Annotated in this window: 22 protein-coding genes and 1 pseudogene; 14 read left to right on the top strand and 9 right to left on the bottom strand. The window is 37.3% G+C overall.

Annotated elements, in window-relative coordinates; genetic code table 11:
- Positions 1 to 4 precede the first annotated feature (4 nt).
- From RGB74_RS14090 to RGB74_RS14060, 7 genes are all read left to right on the top strand, one after another.
- The gene (locus RGB74_RS14090; RefSeq protein WP_310759929.1) at positions 5 to 355 is read left to right on the top strand and encodes a hypothetical protein; all 351 of its coding nucleotides are present in this window, start codon (positions 5 to 7) and stop codon (positions 353 to 355) included.
- A gap of 3 nt (positions 356 to 358) precedes the next feature.
- Positions 359 to 898 (top strand): GNAT family N-acetyltransferase, encoded by a 540-nt coding sequence (locus RGB74_RS14085; protein WP_310759928.1) that lies wholly within the window; start codon positions 359 to 361, stop codon positions 896 to 898.
- Positions 895 to 1,374: an NUDIX domain-containing protein gene (locus RGB74_RS14080; protein ID WP_310759927.1), complete on the top strand. Its 480-nt coding sequence runs from the start codon at positions 895 to 897 to the stop codon at positions 1,372 to 1,374. Before RGB74_RS14085 ends, RGB74_RS14080 begins: the two co-directional genes overlap by 4 nt.
- 17 nt (positions 1,375 to 1,391) lie before the next feature.
- Positions 1,392 to 1,949, top strand: coding sequence for a GNAT family N-acetyltransferase (locus RGB74_RS14075; RefSeq protein WP_310759926.1), 558 nt, complete (start codon positions 1,392 to 1,394; stop codon positions 1,947 to 1,949).
- A 243-nt stretch (positions 1,950 to 2,192) separates the two neighbouring features.
- Entirely contained in the window at positions 2,193 to 2,750 is a 558-nt protein-coding gene (locus RGB74_RS14070) for an NUDIX hydrolase (RefSeq protein ID WP_310759925.1), read from the top strand.
- Positions 2,740 to 3,324, top strand: a complete 585-nt coding sequence (locus tag RGB74_RS14065; protein ID WP_310759924.1) for a GNAT family N-acetyltransferase — start codon at positions 2,740 to 2,742, stop codon at positions 3,322 to 3,324. The genes RGB74_RS14070 and RGB74_RS14065 overlap by 11 nt, the downstream gene beginning before the upstream one ends.
- 18 nt (positions 3,325 to 3,342) lie before the next feature.
- Positions 3,343 to 4,200, top strand: coding sequence for an aminoglycoside phosphotransferase family protein (locus RGB74_RS14060; protein WP_310759923.1), 858 nt, complete (start codon positions 3,343 to 3,345; stop codon positions 4,198 to 4,200).
- A 510-nt stretch (positions 4,201 to 4,710) separates the two neighbouring features.
- On the opposite strand, the gene RGB74_RS14055 is transcribed toward RGB74_RS14060, so the two are convergent.
- From RGB74_RS14055 to RGB74_RS14045, 3 genes are all read right to left on the bottom strand, one after another.
- Positions 4,711 to 5,550: a pentapeptide repeat-containing protein gene (locus tag RGB74_RS14055; protein WP_310759922.1), complete on the bottom strand. Its 840-nt coding sequence runs from the start codon at positions 5,548 to 5,550 to the stop codon at positions 4,711 to 4,713.
- Positions 5,551 to 5,553: 3 nt separating this feature from the next.
- Positions 5,554 to 6,003, bottom strand: a complete 450-nt coding sequence (locus RGB74_RS14050) for a GNAT family N-acetyltransferase (RefSeq protein ID WP_310759921.1) — start codon at positions 6,001 to 6,003, stop codon at positions 5,554 to 5,556.
- Positions 6,004 to 6,246: 243 nt separating this feature from the next.
- Positions 6,247 to 6,525 (bottom strand): hypothetical protein, encoded by a 279-nt coding sequence (locus RGB74_RS14045; protein WP_310759920.1) that lies wholly within the window; start codon positions 6,523 to 6,525, stop codon positions 6,247 to 6,249.
- 172 nt (positions 6,526 to 6,697) lie between these two features.
- On the opposite strand from RGB74_RS14045, the gene RGB74_RS14040 reads away from it, so the two are divergent.
- Positions 6,698 to 7,087: a VOC family protein gene (locus tag RGB74_RS14040; RefSeq protein WP_310759919.1), complete on the top strand. Its 390-nt coding sequence runs from the start codon at positions 6,698 to 6,700 to the stop codon at positions 7,085 to 7,087.
- Between the two features lie 180 nt (positions 7,088 to 7,267).
- Here RGB74_RS14040 and RGB74_RS14035 read toward each other — a convergent pair whose 3' ends face one another.
- Positions 7,268 to 7,720, bottom strand: a complete 453-nt coding sequence (locus RGB74_RS14035) for an ASCH domain-containing protein (RefSeq protein ID WP_310759918.1) — start codon at positions 7,718 to 7,720, stop codon at positions 7,268 to 7,270.
- A 222-nt stretch (positions 7,721 to 7,942) separates the two neighbouring features.
- Between RGB74_RS14035 and RGB74_RS14030 the strand changes: the two genes are divergently transcribed.
- A complete protein-coding gene (locus tag RGB74_RS14030; protein WP_310759917.1) occupies positions 7,943 to 8,377 on the top strand; it encodes a hypothetical protein in 435 nt (144 codons plus the stop codon).
- A 56-nt stretch (positions 8,378 to 8,433) separates the two neighbouring features.
- On the opposite strand, the gene RGB74_RS14025 is transcribed toward RGB74_RS14030, so the two are convergent.
- Positions 8,434 to 8,817, bottom strand: a complete 384-nt coding sequence (locus RGB74_RS14025; protein ID WP_310759916.1) for a hypothetical protein — start codon at positions 8,815 to 8,817, stop codon at positions 8,434 to 8,436.
- 114 nt (positions 8,818 to 8,931) lie between these two features.
- Between RGB74_RS14025 and RGB74_RS14020 the strand changes: the two genes are divergently transcribed.
- Positions 8,932 to 9,102 carry a hypothetical protein gene (locus RGB74_RS14020; protein WP_310759915.1) on the top strand — a complete coding sequence of 57 codons (171 nt, stop codon included), beginning with the start codon at positions 8,932 to 8,934 and terminating at the stop codon, positions 9,100 to 9,102.
- Positions 9,103 to 9,166: 64 nt separating this feature from the next.
- Here the strand turns inward: RGB74_RS14020 and RGB74_RS14015 are convergent, their stop codons facing one another.
- The gene (locus RGB74_RS14015) at positions 9,167 to 10,048 is read right to left on the bottom strand and encodes a YegS/Rv2252/BmrU family lipid kinase (RefSeq protein WP_310759914.1); all 882 of its coding nucleotides are present in this window, start codon (positions 10,046 to 10,048) and stop codon (positions 9,167 to 9,169) included.
- A gap of 147 nt (positions 10,049 to 10,195) precedes the next feature.
- Here RGB74_RS14015 and RGB74_RS14010 point away from each other — a divergent pair, with 147 nt between their 5' ends.
- The gene (locus RGB74_RS14010) at positions 10,196 to 11,065 is read left to right on the top strand and encodes an STAS domain-containing protein (protein WP_310759913.1); all 870 of its coding nucleotides are present in this window, start codon (positions 10,196 to 10,198) and stop codon (positions 11,063 to 11,065) included.
- 153 nt (positions 11,066 to 11,218) lie between these two features.
- Here the strand turns inward: RGB74_RS14010 and RGB74_RS14005 are convergent, their stop codons facing one another.
- The 3 genes from RGB74_RS14005 to RGB74_RS13995 form a co-directional block, all read right to left on the bottom strand.
- Positions 11,219 to 12,010 (bottom strand): TIGR00266 family protein, encoded by a 792-nt coding sequence (locus tag RGB74_RS14005; protein ID WP_310759912.1) that lies wholly within the window; start codon positions 12,008 to 12,010, stop codon positions 11,219 to 11,221.
- 27 nt (positions 12,011 to 12,037) lie between these two features.
- On the bottom strand, positions 12,038 to 12,427 hold the full coding sequence (locus tag RGB74_RS14000) for a hypothetical protein (RefSeq protein ID WP_310759911.1): 390 nt from the start codon (positions 12,425 to 12,427) through the stop codon (positions 12,038 to 12,040).
- Positions 12,428 to 12,571: 144 nt separating this feature from the next.
- A complete protein-coding gene (locus RGB74_RS13995) occupies positions 12,572 to 13,012 on the bottom strand; it encodes an Lrp/AsnC family transcriptional regulator (protein ID WP_310759910.1) in 441 nt (146 codons plus the stop codon).
- Between the two features lie 176 nt (positions 13,013 to 13,188).
- Between RGB74_RS13995 and RGB74_RS13990 the strand changes: the two are divergent.
- From RGB74_RS13990 to RGB74_RS13980, 3 genes and pseudogenes are all read left to right on the top strand, one after another.
- A pseudogene (locus RGB74_RS13990) lies at positions 13,189 to 14,232 on the top strand (alkene reductase); the annotation flags it as partial.
- Between the two features lie 230 nt (positions 14,233 to 14,462).
- A complete protein-coding gene (locus RGB74_RS13985) occupies positions 14,463 to 14,711 on the top strand; it encodes a hypothetical protein (protein ID WP_310759909.1) in 249 nt (82 codons plus the stop codon).
- Between the two features lie 99 nt (positions 14,712 to 14,810).
- Positions 14,811 to 15,632, top strand: coding sequence for an STAS domain-containing protein (locus tag RGB74_RS13980; RefSeq protein WP_310759908.1), 822 nt, complete (start codon positions 14,811 to 14,813; stop codon positions 15,630 to 15,632).
- Positions 15,633 to 15,695 lie beyond the last annotated feature (63 nt).

The raw sequence follows: 15,695 nt of genomic DNA, 5'->3' as shown, positions 1-15,695 counted from the left end.
CTCTATGTTTAAATCGAAAAAATTTATCACCTCGTTAGTCATTCTCAGTCTAATCATCCTGTTAATCTTTCAAAAAAGAGATGTGATCTTCCAACAAGGGAATCCCATTCCGTATGCATTGGCCATATCAAGAATGATTGTACAAGATAAAGGAATTGTTGAAGTGTGGAAAGGTGAGCAATATGTAGTAAAACGAAATAAGCTGGAGCCATTTATTACGAAGATGAAAAAAGATGGTTGGGAATACGTAGGAAGAGATAAGAAAGCAAATGCACTGCTTTTCAAAAAAGAAAATCAGTCGATGAGTGTCAGTTATCAATATTATACGAGATACTTCACGATTATTTTTACATAGACCATGAAAGATCAATTATTCATAGAGAACAAACTGCGCATAAGACGGATGCGTCAAGCAGACTATCCCATAATGATGAAATGGCTAAACGATCCCCATGTTTCAAAATACTATGAAGGTGCCCCGATTAGTTTGGAACAAGTCATAGATAAATATAAACCTAGAATTGAAGATCGGCATTACGTGAAACCATGCATTGTGGAATATCAGAATAACCCTATTGGCTATATACAGTACTATCAAATACCAAAGTCAGAATTAGAAAAATATGATTACTCAAGTGCTCAATTAATCTTCGGAATTGATCAATTCATTGGTGTAACAGAATTATGGGGTAAAGGGTTCGGTACTTCCATGATCAGAATGATCCTGAACTATTTAATGATAAGCAAAGGTGCTGCAATGGTCCTATTAGATGTAAAAAAAACAAATACAAGAGCCATTGCAAGTTATGAAAAATGCGGATTTCAAATCGTGAAGAGCTTAGATGCTGATTCATATTTGATGGAATGGGGCATGAAAAAAGAGGAGATTGAAAAATGAATTTTCACATTAGAGTAAGAGCAGGGGCAGTCATTATCGAAAACAATTCTATTCTTTTAATCGAGTTTACGGACGAAAACGGGCTGCATTACAACTTGCCGGCAGGCGGTACAGAACCCAATGAATCTATTAAAGAAGCAGTTCAGAGAGAAGTGAAAGAGGAAGCGTCTGTTGAAGTCGAAGTGGGACCATTAGCATTTGTTTATGAATATGCACCACACTTGAATCAGCAGAAATATGGAGACAGACATTCTTTAGGGCTTATGTTTGAATGTAAGATTAAAGAAGGATTTTCACCTAAGCTACCTGAAAATCCTGATTCGAATCAGACAGGTGTAAAATGGATACCTCTTTCTGAATTACATAACATCATCCTCTATCCAAATATCAAAGAACATATTATCGAGTATTCAAAAAACAAGAGAAATATAGACATGATTGAAGAACACGAATTAGAGAAGTATATATTAACCTGACTCTAAGGAGATTCATCATGCAAGAAAAAGAGATTCCTACCTTAACTGGGGATATCGTAACGTTAAGAAAAATTGATCCTGAACGTGATCGTGCAGCTTTTTATAAAATGTTTCTGGAACCAGATATGCATCTTTGGACAGGAAACCGGATTTTTCAAAATCAAACCGAAGCTTATGAGGAGTTAAGAAAATATCGCGATTTAGATCAATTAATGGCATGGGCTATCATAAAAAATGAGACACAAGAATTTATCGGAACTTATTGGGTGGCGCCAACCGTTGTGGAAGGAAAAAATATTATCTCTGCTGAAGCGCAGCGTATAAACAAAAGCCATTGGAGAAAAGGATATACAAAAGCATCCCGACATCTGGTTTATGAGTTTGTTTTTACTATTTTAGAAGTAGAAGAAGTTCATGCCCAAGCGTGGGAAAACAATATCAATTCATGCAGATCTATGGAAAAAGCGGGATTTGAGTTAATCCAGTCGATTGCTAAACCGTTTGAGAAATACAGAGAAACATTTAAAGAAAATCATTATGTCCTCAAAAAAAGCCGTTGGAATTCAAGAGTTTAAGAGCTAAAAGGTACAGAATCTACCTGAGAAAAACACGATAAAGTATTGGAATTCAGGATCAATCAAAAATGTGGACTGTTCAAACAAAAATCAGACTCAATCGATCAAAAATCAGGCTCAATCAAACAAAAAACATTTATATTCAGACAAAAATCATTCTCTTCATATTGATTGTTCATCTGAGAAAGACAAAAAAAGCTGACGAGAAAAAAAGTGTTAAAAAATAAGGAGCGGATGGTTTCAATGTGGAAAACAATCAGTTCAAAGTATCAATACAAATCACCGTTCGGAAACTTAAGGATCGATACTTGTCAACTACCAAACGGCAGCGTAATTGACGAATATTATGTGAATGAGTATTCCGATTGGGTTAATGCTGTTGTTATAACAAAAGACAATAAGGTTGTACTTGTTGAACAATACCGTCATGCAGGAAATGGCTTTTTCCTGGAAGTTCCCGCTGGAAAAGTAGAAGATAATGAAAGTCATGAAGAAGGGATACTTCGCGAAATAAAAGAAGAAACAGGCTATATATCTAAGGAAAAACCAATCCTTCTAGGGGAATTTTGGACAAATCCTGCAACACAAACAAATAAAGTAGCTACATATCTAATCCTAGATGCTTTTGAAGCATTCAATCAAACTCTGGATACATACGAAGAAATAAATGTAAGGTTAGTAGATTTTGATGACATGGAAGAAATGATTCAAAATAAGCAGATTACGCAGCTTTTTACAGTCAGTGCCTATTACATAACAAAAGTGTTTTTATCAAATAAGGAGAGAATAAATGTCAAATAGCCAATACATGAAAATTGCAATAAAAACCCAATGCAAAGACAACGAACTAACCATTCGTCCTATTTCAAATGAAGATATTTCGAGACTGTGGGATTTGTTATATAAAGACGAATCACCTGAATGGAAAAAGTGGGATGCCCCTTATTTTGAACATAAACATGTGCCATATGAGAAGTTTGTTAAAACGAAAGAAAACTATGTGAATCAGGATAATCGCTGGGCAATTGTTGTAAATGATGAAGTAATCGGTACAGTAAGCTATTATTGGGAGCACGAGCCTTCCAATTGGCTTGAGATGGGCATCGGCATTTACGATTCGAAATTTTGGAATTGCGGTTATGGAACGAGAGCACTTCGATTGTGGATCAATCATCTTTTCGCAACAATGCCATTAGTGCGTGTCGGCTATACAACTTGGTCAGGGAATGAACGAATGATAAAAGTGGGCGAAAAGTTTGGCATGACGATGGAAGCAAGACTCAGAAAGTGCAGACTTTACAATGGGAAATACTATGATTCGATTCGAATGGGGCTGTTAAGGGAAGAGTGGGAAGTAAACGCAAGATTCAACTAGAAAGTAGGTAAGCAAAAAATGAACATACAAGAGATTATAAAAGATTTAACAGATAAAGGTAAGCTGCAGCATCACATTCAATATGAACAGCTAAGCGGAGGAACAACGAGCAAGTTATATCTTTGCAAGGATGAGAATACAAAATTTGTGATTAAAATGAATGAACCGCACGTACTGGAAGAGGAGTCAAATTTCCTGAATTTTTATAAGCAACTCAGTTTGTTGCCGAAGCTTGTATATGTGGATCCTTCGTTCCATTATATTGTTTATTCGTTTATCCCTGGCTCCGTTCACTATAACCGCAGCAAGAAAAACGAGCTGTTATTTGACCTGGTGCATGACCTAATCAATCATTATCAGCCCGTATCTGATTCAGAAGGCTGGGGCTGGGCAGATGAAGTAGTGGATTCATGGCAAGCCTTTTTAGAACAAAGATTCATGGAGGCAAGTAAAACATTAGATTCTCATTTGCAAAAAGAAGACCTCGACATAGTTGGTAAACTGGTTAAAAGCCCGAATAGGAAAAGCAAAAAAAAGGAACCTTATTTACTTCATGGTGATTGCGGCGTACACAACTTTATTTTCGATGATCGGAAATTATGCGGTGTGATCGACCCAACTCCTGTTTATGGAGAACCACTTTACGATCTCATTTATGCATTTTGCTCCTCACCGGATGATTTAACTAAAGAAACAATCAATACGGCAGTGAGTCATTTAAAAAATAATAGTCGTGATGACAAGTTCTTGTATGAAGAGGTGCTGATCGGATTATTCTTTAGAATCGCAACCTGTGTCAGACATCATCCTGACGATTTAGAAGAATATTTACGAGCTTGGAGTTATTGGAAGGACATTGTGCTTAAGGGAGAGTAATGAGGGGCATGGTCCAACAAACGTAGGCTGTAGTCCAACAAATGAAGGGTATGGTTCAACAAACGTAGGCAGTGATCCAACAAATGAAGATTGTCCTTTCTATAAATCTAATAAAACGAAGGTCGCCCCTATATATGGGTCGGTCTTCATTTTTTTATTATATAAAGAATATATCTGGATGGATCTGCACGGTCTTTTTCTACATAAATTTCGCTTGTTTTACTATTTTCAAAGACTCTTCCGCCATTTAACAAACCATATTTATCACCTTTTAGTTGTACAGTTGTAGGTTCGAAATTAGGTTTTGGCCGAGGATCACTAGTTTGAATAAAAGAGCCTTTACTCACATACTCCTGATTGTTATAAGAAAAAAATTGCGGGAAATCCGCATCCTCCTATAAGAAATAATGGTTGATGAAAGAATATGCCCCAAACACCAAGAAAACGAGGCAAATCAAAAAGAAAAACTTTTTCATTTAATCACCTTTCTCTTTTTACTAATCAAATCTATTAAACTTCTATTAGCCAGTGATTAGGTACTCGAAGTGCAGGAGGTAATTTCGTATATTTATCTCCTCTAGCCGAGTTCACTTGAGCTTGGGTGAGAAAGATACTTCCGGTTAAATCAGCTCCACTAAGATCCGCATCTCTAAAGTCAGCGCCGATTAAATCAGCATTCCTCATATCTGCTTGCCTTAAATCAGCAGCGATTACCAATGCCCCTCTCAAGTTAGCACCTCTAAGTTCAGCACCTCGTAACTTAGCTCCAATCAAATCCCTGCCTCTGTTCCAGCCTTTGTTTACGGATACTTTAGATCGCACTAATTTACTTGTTTGTAAAAGCAGCTCATTTACAATGACTCTATGGACAGGTATGTCCAAGGCAAATATCGCCTCTGGACCTAACATCGTTAGTTTTTCCGTTTCTTCAAATACAGCCTCCAATTGTGGATGGATAGGCTTGGCATCATCTAATTGCAGCGCCTCATATAAATAGTAGAGCATCTCATGGAGCTGCTGCATGATTGGCAGTATATCAAACATTGTTTTTGCTGATTCGGGGTTATCCCGCCAATCGTTTCCTTTGAAAGTAACTCGAGAAACCTTTTGGCCAGCTCCAAAGCAATCATAGGAAGTACAACCGCGAAATCCATTTTTTCTAAGATCTTGATGGATGCTGCAACGGTAATCAGTCTGTAAATTACGGCATGGCGTACCGCTATCTTTATTGAATGGAAAATCAGCTGATTTTGCATATGGCAGTGCTACACAGCATAAACCAAAACAATTTTCACAATCAGCCCGTAAATTGGCAAGGGTCTTCTCATTGCTTTTTAATGAATTATACAAAAATCACACTTCCTTTAACGGTTTTACCATCGTATAAAACGTGCTGCCTGGAGGGTAGTCTTCAATTTTACCAACAACCTTATAACCGTATTTTTCATAAAAGGTTCGTGCCTGGAAATTAAAAGTGGATAACAATGCCTTTACAGCACCTTTTTTAACTGCAATTTCTTCAGTCTTCTTTAATAAGGTTTGGCCAATCCCTTTGCCGCGAAGCTGTTCACTAAACCAAAAGTGGTCGATCTCCAGCCAATTCCAATAAATCCTCGCTGATATCCCACCCAGCCATTTTTGGTTTTCATCCGTCACTATAATGTGAATAGGCTGGACGGCGCCAATTTTTCTTGACTCTTTATGATGAAATGAATTTTCATTATTAAATTCTTTAATTTGACTGCCCAAAAAAGCTGCGAATTCATTGTTTTCTTCTAAACTAACTTCAATCTTGTAATCCATATTTTCCTCCTGTACACTAAATACCGGCAAATTCCATATTCCATTTGATTCTCAAAATTCCTTCTCACGATTGTTCTCTGTAAAACGTTTTTATGTGGAAATGAGGTAGTTTTAGGAGTGGAAATAGCTCCGGTATGTGGAAAAATCCGGAGTTTATGTGAACTTTACAGCCAATTTAGGAAACGTGCAAAAATAAAAAAACACTACCGTAAAATTGTAGGGGGTCTGTCCCGGGACAGACCCCTATCCTTTTTTCGATTGTTTTTCGAGGAATATAATAAATTTCTCACGGGCTTTAGTGTTATCAATGATTTTATTAACGCGGCGTTTGCTCTGTAAATATTTCCGAACATGAACATTCGTAAAAAAGAATTTTCTATATTTTTCATCATGATAAAGCCTATTAAACCAATCATAGGTTTTCAGCTCATCAATATGGGCATCGATTCTTCGTGTATCGAGTCCTGTGAAATTACCATTAGAAAATAAATCAAACATAAAATCAATAAAATCCCTCAGCATGCCAATCGACCACTCCTTATCTTCATTAATATGGATAGTGTATATCTAAAGGGGGAAAATGCAAAGATTGGAAATTGCTCAATTCGAGTTCTGTTTAAACTTTTTTGAAGGTTATTGAATGAAAATATCGAAGCTAACTAGAACCCAAAAGGTTAATAAGGAGATGATCAACATGAAGGCAAATCAAAAGATTACAACGTTTTTAATGTTTACAGGACAAGCTGAGGAAGCTATGAATCTATATACAACTTTGTTTGAAGATGGTGAGATCACAAAAGTTATGCACCAACAAGACGGGACAGTACTGCACGCAATCTTTACCTTAAAGGGACAGAAGTTTATGTGCATCGACAGCACGGTGGACCATGATTTCAATTTTACCCCTTCGATGTCCCTATATGTTGACTGTGAATCAGAAGAAGAAATCGATCGTTTATTTGAGAAACTATCAGAAGAAGGTACGGTCCTTATGCCGCTCGGCGAGTCTCCATTTAGTGCGAAATTTGGATGGCTGCAAGATAAATTCGGGGTTTCCTGGCAGCTGAATTTTCCCAAAAGCTAAATATTTACTAAGACAGGGTGACTACCATAAACAAGTTACTCATTAAAATTTATTCTGAATACTGTACTATGTTATTTTTACGAAAGAATAAGTAGATTTGATGTATATATTCTAGCGCGCATTATTAAGGTTTACCGTCAACTAACAGAAAATGGACCGCCTTCTCGAAAGGCGGTCTATTTATAATTTTACATCTATTAATTTAAATCGCTCACAAACAAGCAACATTTCTTCTGAAAATTCGAGCCCCATTTTACTTAATTCTGCAGTAAAGAACGCTACATGAGCTTCTTTCCAATATCGATATGATCTGTCGCCTTCGCCTTCTGCAACTGCGAAATCTTCAGGGACTTCATTCATGGGCATTGTTTTTACCTCTGTTGTTTTGATAATGGCAAGAGGCACGTCTTTGCTGCTTAATATGATGCTATAATCTCCAACGGAAGGCAGAGGTTCGTTTTCCATTTCATAAAAAATTAAGCCAGAACAAGTGGCAGTTTTAACACCATCTATAACTAATTGAGCTAAATGATCAGGTTCAGCTCCGAATTGCCACGCGCTTACCGACGCCGGTTTATTCTTACCTTCACTTTCCCAAAAGTCATCCCAATACTTTTGTGCTGCTGTGTTCATATTTTGTCTCCTTTGATATGTAGAGTTTCATTCTTTTTTAATTAAACTTACCATAAAAATACATTTAATAGTGTGTTAAAGGACTGCAAATCTACTATACATCAGGAAATTTATTGAATTTAACCACTCCTATAGCCTTATATTTACAATTAAACTGATCCGATTCGCCATCCGCTCCGTTAGCTTAGTGCAAGAAAAAAAATTACAGGAGTGTGATGAATCATGATGAAAAAGCTTGCAACTACAGGACTAGCAGTGGGATTGGCATTAGGAGGAAGTACAGCAGCCTTTGCTCACGATAACGGCACATCTGTAGATCTCAGCACAAAACTGAACGCTGCGATTGAAAACGGGGACAACGTTTCAAAAGCAGAATTCGAAGGCTGGGCAAAATCAAATGATTGGGAAGAAGCTGATCTTCAGGCTTGGGCGAAAGCCGAAAGTATGTCAGAAGATGAATTGCAGCAATGGGCAATGGACAATGGCTGGAGTGATGAAGACAGCTCACGTTTAGACTTGAATCTTGATGCAAATCTTGATCTCGAAAATATTTTGGATGAGGATAACGATAATTGGGATGACAACGATAACTGGAATCATCACGATGACGTAGATGATGAAGGTATCTTAGATGGCATCCTTGGTGATATTTTATAAGCAGGCAATAAACACAAAAAACCGTTCTCTTAAATTGAGAGCGGTTTTTTTCTTGTTTAACCAAAGCACAGAAAGTTACGAATTTGAGAGTAATTGTAACGAACACGCTGACGTCTGCCGTTTTGCCACGTGTAACCTGATACATTATTACGCCGTACATCCGTTGGATAAAACCAGATTTCACGCCCGAAAGGTCCTTGGAAACGTAGACCTAATAATCCCCAATTCCCTAAACAGCGGCATATCATGGATCGAATTTGATAAGATTGTGCCTGAGTTGTAAAAAATCCTTGCGGGATTTGCTGGCCGAACTGCTGTGTAAGCGGCTGCGGCGGTGGAGTAGAAGGCACATCATCTTCAAATCCATCAGGACGGTCAACATTCATTGAATCCTCATAAGAATGCTGGTGGTGATGGTTATACGGATTGTTGTTATACATATAAGTTTCCCTCCTTGTCTCAAAAATCTGAACTCAGAATATTCATATGTTGTACAACTCTGAAGTGAAGCTTGTTTACAGCCTAAATTTGAGTCCAAGCTGATTTGAGAACATGTGAGAAATAAAAAAATTACAGCAGCACTATCCTCATCAATCACATATACATTCTTGTGGGCGCTCATCCCGACAGCACTCGCTTTCATCACAGCTTTGATGATGAACAATGAACGATTGTCTTCATCAGTAGAGCATCAGCGGGCTTCAGCAGAGAAACTGGATTATTGATTTTTAAAAAAAGACGTGTCAAGAATCGCACGTCTCTCTTTTTTTGCAGTTTTAAAAATAAGTCCTAAGGCACAAATACTTGTATATGCTCTGGTAAGACATGAAGTTCTAGAGGCAGTTCACACCCTTGATCACCATCCACATTTGAACATAATGGATGTGAAGAAGAAATTTTTATAGCAGATGTACTGATATATTCTACTGAATCATGATTTATATGTTCTCCTTTGAGGAGTGATGCAGTTAACTTCATCACTTGAAAAATAGATGCATCCTTAATGATAATGCATTTTAAATGTCCATCATCAACTTTAGCGTCAGGTGCAGCTTTATCGAATCCTCCAACTGAATTGGTTAGAGTCGCTAATATCAACAATGCCTCACCATCCCATGTTCCGTTATCATGCTGAAGTTTTATTGGGAAAGAATGGTTTGAAGTCAAGGTTTTTAGCCCTTCAATAAAATAAGCTAGAGGTCCAAGAAGTGTTTTTTGTTTGGCAGACACAGAAAACGAAGCTTCTGCAATTTCTCCAACAGCAACAATGTTCATGAAATAAGTTGTGTTTATTTTTCCTATATCTACTGGTCTCGTATATCCTTCAGTTAATAACTCGATCGCTTGATCAGGCTCTAGCGGGATATGAAGGGCACGAGCGAAATCGTTCACAGTTCCTAAAGGAATAATGCCTAATTCCGGACGATGCTCTTGTTCGGCCAATCCATTTATCGTTTCATTTAATGTTCCATCTCCACCCATCGAAACGACAACATCAAACCGTTCTCGACAAGCAAGCTTAGCAAAATTTTCGGCATCCCTTTCTTTTTCCGTCATGCGCAAATCGACTGTGAATTCTTTTTTGATGAGTATCTCTTTTACACGATCTACATTTTTTTCTGCTTCTTCTTTTCCGGAAGAAGGATTACAAATAATCATCGCTTTTTTCATCGTTATCACTCCCTTATGAACATAGTCATTCATTCCCGATTTCTTCGAATAAGTAACAATAGTTTGAAATGATAAATAGAGTGGTACAATTGGTAGAGAATCACATAATCATTATTCAAAAAATGGAGTAAAGAGGTAATCAATTAAATGGAAGAAAAGTTAACTGACTATGAGAAATTAGTTCCTGCAAAGTTTAAGTCTATTGAAGAAGCCTCTACAAGTATTCTTCAGCTCATAAGTGAATTCGTTGATGTAAATACTATATTTATTGCTAAAAATGATAAGCATACGAATAAAATTATTAAAGTGTTTAATAGAGAGGAAGTTCTTTTAGAAGAGGGAAGTATATTACCTTTTAATGAGACGTATTGCAAGCTATCTGTAGATAACGGCCGAAACCCCTTATTGATCCCTGATATAAATCAGAACGAATTAACCAGAAACTTAAATGTAACTGCAAATTTAGGCAGCGGTTCCTTTATAGGAATACCGGTTTATTTTGAAAATGGGGAGAATTATGGAACCATTTGCGGGCTAGATACTAAATCTATTGAATTTACCGATAAACACATTCATATGTTCGAGACATTTTCTTCGTTGCTCACATATATACTCGAGCTAGATATGGCCAATAATGCTATCCATCAATTATCAGTTCCGATTGTTCCTGTTGTGAAGGGTATCGCAATCTTGCCCATTATCGGAAACTTATATGAAGCGCGTGCTCAAATGCTAATGGAAATCGTATTAAATAGAAGTCAAACATTATCTCTGAATTATCTTGTCATTGATTTATCTGGCGTAAGCAATATTGATAACGATGTGGCCCACTATTTAATACATTTAGTAAAAGCGTTAAGACTGTTGGGAATTACACCAATTCTTACAGGGATTAGACCAGAAATGGCAATCAAGGTTATTCAATCAAATATTGAGTTTGACGATGTAATTATTCGAGCTAATTTAGAGCAAGCCTTAACTTATATTGGCTTTTCATTAAATGATAATAGGAAGTAATTCAATACAAAAAGCTATCCGCCACGGATAGCTTTTTGTATGTTTTTTATAGCTTTAAAATGGATGAATCCACTTTTTTCCTATTCGTCATCTCAATGACAGCAGAAATAGGTCAAAACCTCGGTTTTAACTGCTTGTTAAAAATATCCTTAATCAATCACCGTTCAACATATTGAAAACACCTTTTGCGAGGCTTCCTTCATCGGAAGATCCGCCGCGGCTAGGTGCAGCTGCGAATACACGGCTAGCAAGACGGCTGAAAGGAAGGGATTGAATCCAAACAGTTCCAGGTCCTCTTAATGTTGCGAAGAACAACCCTTCTCCGCCAAACAATGCTGTCTTCACGCCTTTTACCATTTCGATGCTGTAATCAACACCGCTCGTCATTGCTACTAGGCAGCCCGTATCTACACGTAAGACTTCACCAGGAGCAAGCTCTTTTTTATGAATCGTTCCACCTGCATGAACGAAAGCCATTCCGTCACCTTCAAGCTTTTGCATGATGAAGCCTTCACCACCGAAGAAACCTGTTCCGATTTTACGCTGGAACTCGATTCCGACAGAAACCCCTTTAGCTGCTGCTAAGAAAGCATCTTTTTGACAGATCACTTTTCCGCCCATCTCACTTAAGTCCATGGGAATGATCTTTCCAGGATATGGGGAAGCAAAAGATACATGCTTCTTGCCATGTGCCTGATTTGTGAATGTCGTCATAAATAAGCTTTCACCAGTCAACACACGTTTTCCGGCGTTGAAAAGTTTGCCCATTAGACCGCCGCCAGCGTTTGAAGAGCCATCTCCGAAAATCGTCTCCATATCGATGCCGTCTTCCATCATCATCAAGGCACCGGCTTCAGCGATAACTGTCTCATTTGGATCCAGCTCCACCTCTACAAACTGCATGTCGTCTCCATAAATTTTGTAATCAATCTCGTGATTGTTCATTTTCCAATTCCTCCATTTAGTAAACAATTATAATCGTGCTACCTTCAATACTGCCTTTGAAGGTGTAATGATTTCTTCCTCAGGTATTAATTCGCCATATTTCCTCGAAACCTTTGCATACTGAACCACTTTTTCTTCATTTACAAAGATTAATAGATAAATGTCATCCCTGTTTTTTATTTCACTAGGGTCATTAAAAGTAAAACCAAGTGTTTCATTGATTGTTGCTTGATCAGTATAGGGAGGAAACAGGAAGGCTTTATCCCATTTGAAATCTGTTAGTTCATTCAGATCCACTTTCGTATCTTTCTTTTGAGCTGACAGGATAGACTGTTCGAGATTTTGATTATGACGTACACCAACACTGCAGCTCATTAAAAGTGTGAGAGAAAAGAGTAATAGAAGTAATCTTCTCAAAACAGCCTCCTTTTTACGATGATATTTTGCATGCAAAATGGCGATTTCAAGTACCTTCAATATTCTTTTTCCCTAAACTAATCTTTTTGAACTTTTTTACCGACAAGGAAAATACGTTCGGTCAGAGGATAGGTTTCAAAAAAATTAATCTTCTTCAACGATTGGAATGATGCTTTTTAATGCAATCGGTGATGACAGGACAATTAGCGTAGTGGAATCTCCATGCTTTCCGCTGGCGTTGATAAAAGCCTCAAGCGCAACCATGGATTCTGTTACGACCTTTAGCAAATAATTATATTGACCGCTTATTCTGTGAAGTTCGATCACATCAGGTGATTCATTGCAAAACTGAATGAACTTATCGCAGTCTTTTGTATGAAACAGCAAGTAAGCGGATGTGTTTAAGCTAACTTTTTTCGGATCAACAACCGTTCGGTAGTGATCGATAATCCCTTTTTCTTCGAGTCTCCGTACTCGTTCTGTAACAGCTGGCTGTGACAAGGCAACAAGTTTTCCTAGTTCTGTCATAGATATTCGGCCTTGTTCTTGAAGATTGATTAGTATTTTTTTATCAATCCTGTCCATTTTTCTACCTCCATAGGTAATCACTTTAAAAGTATTGGCAAACTGACGATTCTAACTTTATTTTACAGGTAAATTCATTAAAATTCATTTGTTCCTAACTGTAAGAAAGATTAGTAATTTTCTAAAATAATAGTAAATCAGATAAGAGAATAGAGGCAAAAGATATGGATTCTCATTCAAAATTATTAGAACCTGTACAAATTGGGAACTGGCATTTAAGAAATCGAATTGTTATGGCCCCCATGACGAGGTGTTTTGCAGACTACCGAACAGGCGTCGTTGGCAATGATGTCGTTGAATATTACAGAAAACGTGCTGCAGATGGCATCGGTCTTATTATTACAGAAGGGATTATTGTAAGTTCGAGCGGTAAGGGTACTTTTAATCTCCCCGGTTTGTTTTCAAAAGAACAGGTCGAAGGGTGGAAAAGAGTAACGGATGCTGTACACAATGAAGGTGGAATCATTATTGCACAGCTATGGCATGTGGGCAGGCTTACTCACCATGAAATAACTGGCGGTATTCAGCCACTGGCACCTTCTCCTATTAAAGCAAAGGGGAATGTACACCGTTTTGGAAAGCCTTTTGAAATGCCTAAAGAAATGACGATAGCAGAAATACAAGAAGTAATCCATCAATATAGGCAAGCTGCTCTCAACGCAATGAATGCTGGGTTTGATGGTATAGAAATACATGGTGCTCATGGCTATTTAATCGACCAGTTTAATTCAGATATCTCCAATCAAAGAAAAGATCAATATGGTGGAGAATTGGCTCAACGACTTACTTTTATGAAAGAAGTTCTAAAAGCAGTGATTGATGAAGCAGGTATAGATCAAACAATGATTCGGTTTTCTGCACTAAAGGATGATATTCCTGATTATATGTGGACTAATCCTGAAACCGCGATAAAATCGTTCATAGAAGTCTTCAAGGAAGTTGGTATTAAAGTGATTCATCCATCAACCAATCATTTTGATCAAGTGATCTCCGATGGAAAAACTTTTCACCAGTTCGTCAGGGACTATTGGGATGGAACTATCATTGGAGTCGGGAATCTGAACCCAACAAGTGCAAATAAAGCTATTCAAAAAAATATTATTGATTTAGCAGCGTTTGGCAGACCATTGCTTGCCAATCCAGACTTTGTGCACCGGTTAAAGAAAGGCGAAGATTTAGTCGCCTATCAATCGAAAAAACATTTATCCGTTTTGACTTAGTTGATTCTGATCTCCATTTCACCAAAACGTATTTGTGGAAATATACCTTTATGTATGTGTATTGTGGCTCTGGTTTTCTCCAATGAAAACTTTAAAAACAAATCTGCCAATAGCAGAGAACTTGACTGTGCCGACAAAAGTCATGTAAAAAAAGTTATATTCAATAATGGTAATTGTTTCAAAAGAAAATTAGGGGGAATATTAATAGCATAATAGAGGAGGTGGAAATCATGTCTGTTTATGATCAAATCAACTCTTGTTGTAACAGGATTGAGAATGCAGACACGAAAGCCGAAATTCTAAGTGAAGTAGACAAACTGGATAATTTCGCTTCATATCTTAGTGATCCAAAAGCAAAACAACTCCACATCTATTGTGATAATATTCGTAAACTAAACGTTGACATTAAAGCAGAAACAATTAATCAAGCACACGAAATAAGGAATCTGTTCCAAATAAACAGCAAGGCTGCCAGGTAAAAGGGCAGTCTTGTTTTATGCTTTAAATCTTCCTTTTTTTATCGAATATGACATAATAGAATTGTTAGAAAAATTATTACTTCATAAGGAGTGAAAATGATGGGGCTGACGCTGGAAAAGGATTATGTTGAATATTTCACAAGTAACCGGGATGAATTTCAAGATAATCTATTAAACGAAGCAAAAAATGTTCGCAACAAAATTGAAGAAATTCAATTTATCGGAAACATAGACCTTTTAAACAATGCTCATAAGCTAGTCATGTATGCACTCAAAGGGAATAACAAGGAACTTGAAATATTCGCAAAGAACGAAGGTATTTCATGGGCTTCTCATAGTTTAACCTTAGCTTTTAAGCTGGAATGGGTACAAGCCATCAGAAGAACGATATGGCATTTTCTGCAAAGGTATGATGAAGAGAATACAAACAATGATTCCATCAGTTTTTATGATCTCGAACGGCAAATAAATGATAGTGTCGATCAATTTTTAAATACGTTCTTTCTGAGCTATTCTGAATTTAAGGATCAATTAATTGAAGCGCAGAGAGCATTAGTTGAAAATCTTTCTGTCCCGATCATTCCGATTACTTCAAAAGTTTGTGTACTTCCTCTAATTGGACACATCGATATGTCGAGATCCAGCACGATTGAAGAGAAAGTACTTTTGGAGATTAGTAAGTTACGTATTGGGACATTAGTTATGGATCTTTCTGGAATTGCTGAGATGGAGTCAGAGGTTATCGAACACATGATGAGAATTATGGAAGGCGCCAATATGATGGGGTGTGAGTGTGTGATTACCGGGCTGCGTCCTGAAATCGTAAGGAAAGTTACAAGACTCGGCTTAACGTTTGAAAATAAAGCTATTACGAAGGCTACCTTGCAGCAAGCACTTGAAGATTATTTAGGGAGTAAATGATTCTTTGTTAATGTTTGAATTCGGTGATGGAATTTAATTAAGCTTTAAATGACTTGAACGTTT

The organism is Bacillus sp. NEB1478 (assembly GCF_031582965.1).
GTDB lineage: Bacteria > Bacillota > Bacilli > Bacillales > Fictibacillaceae > Fictibacillus.
The sequence above is the reverse complement of the archived record's forward strand: the minus strand, read 5'-3'. Positions and strand labels throughout refer to the sequence as shown.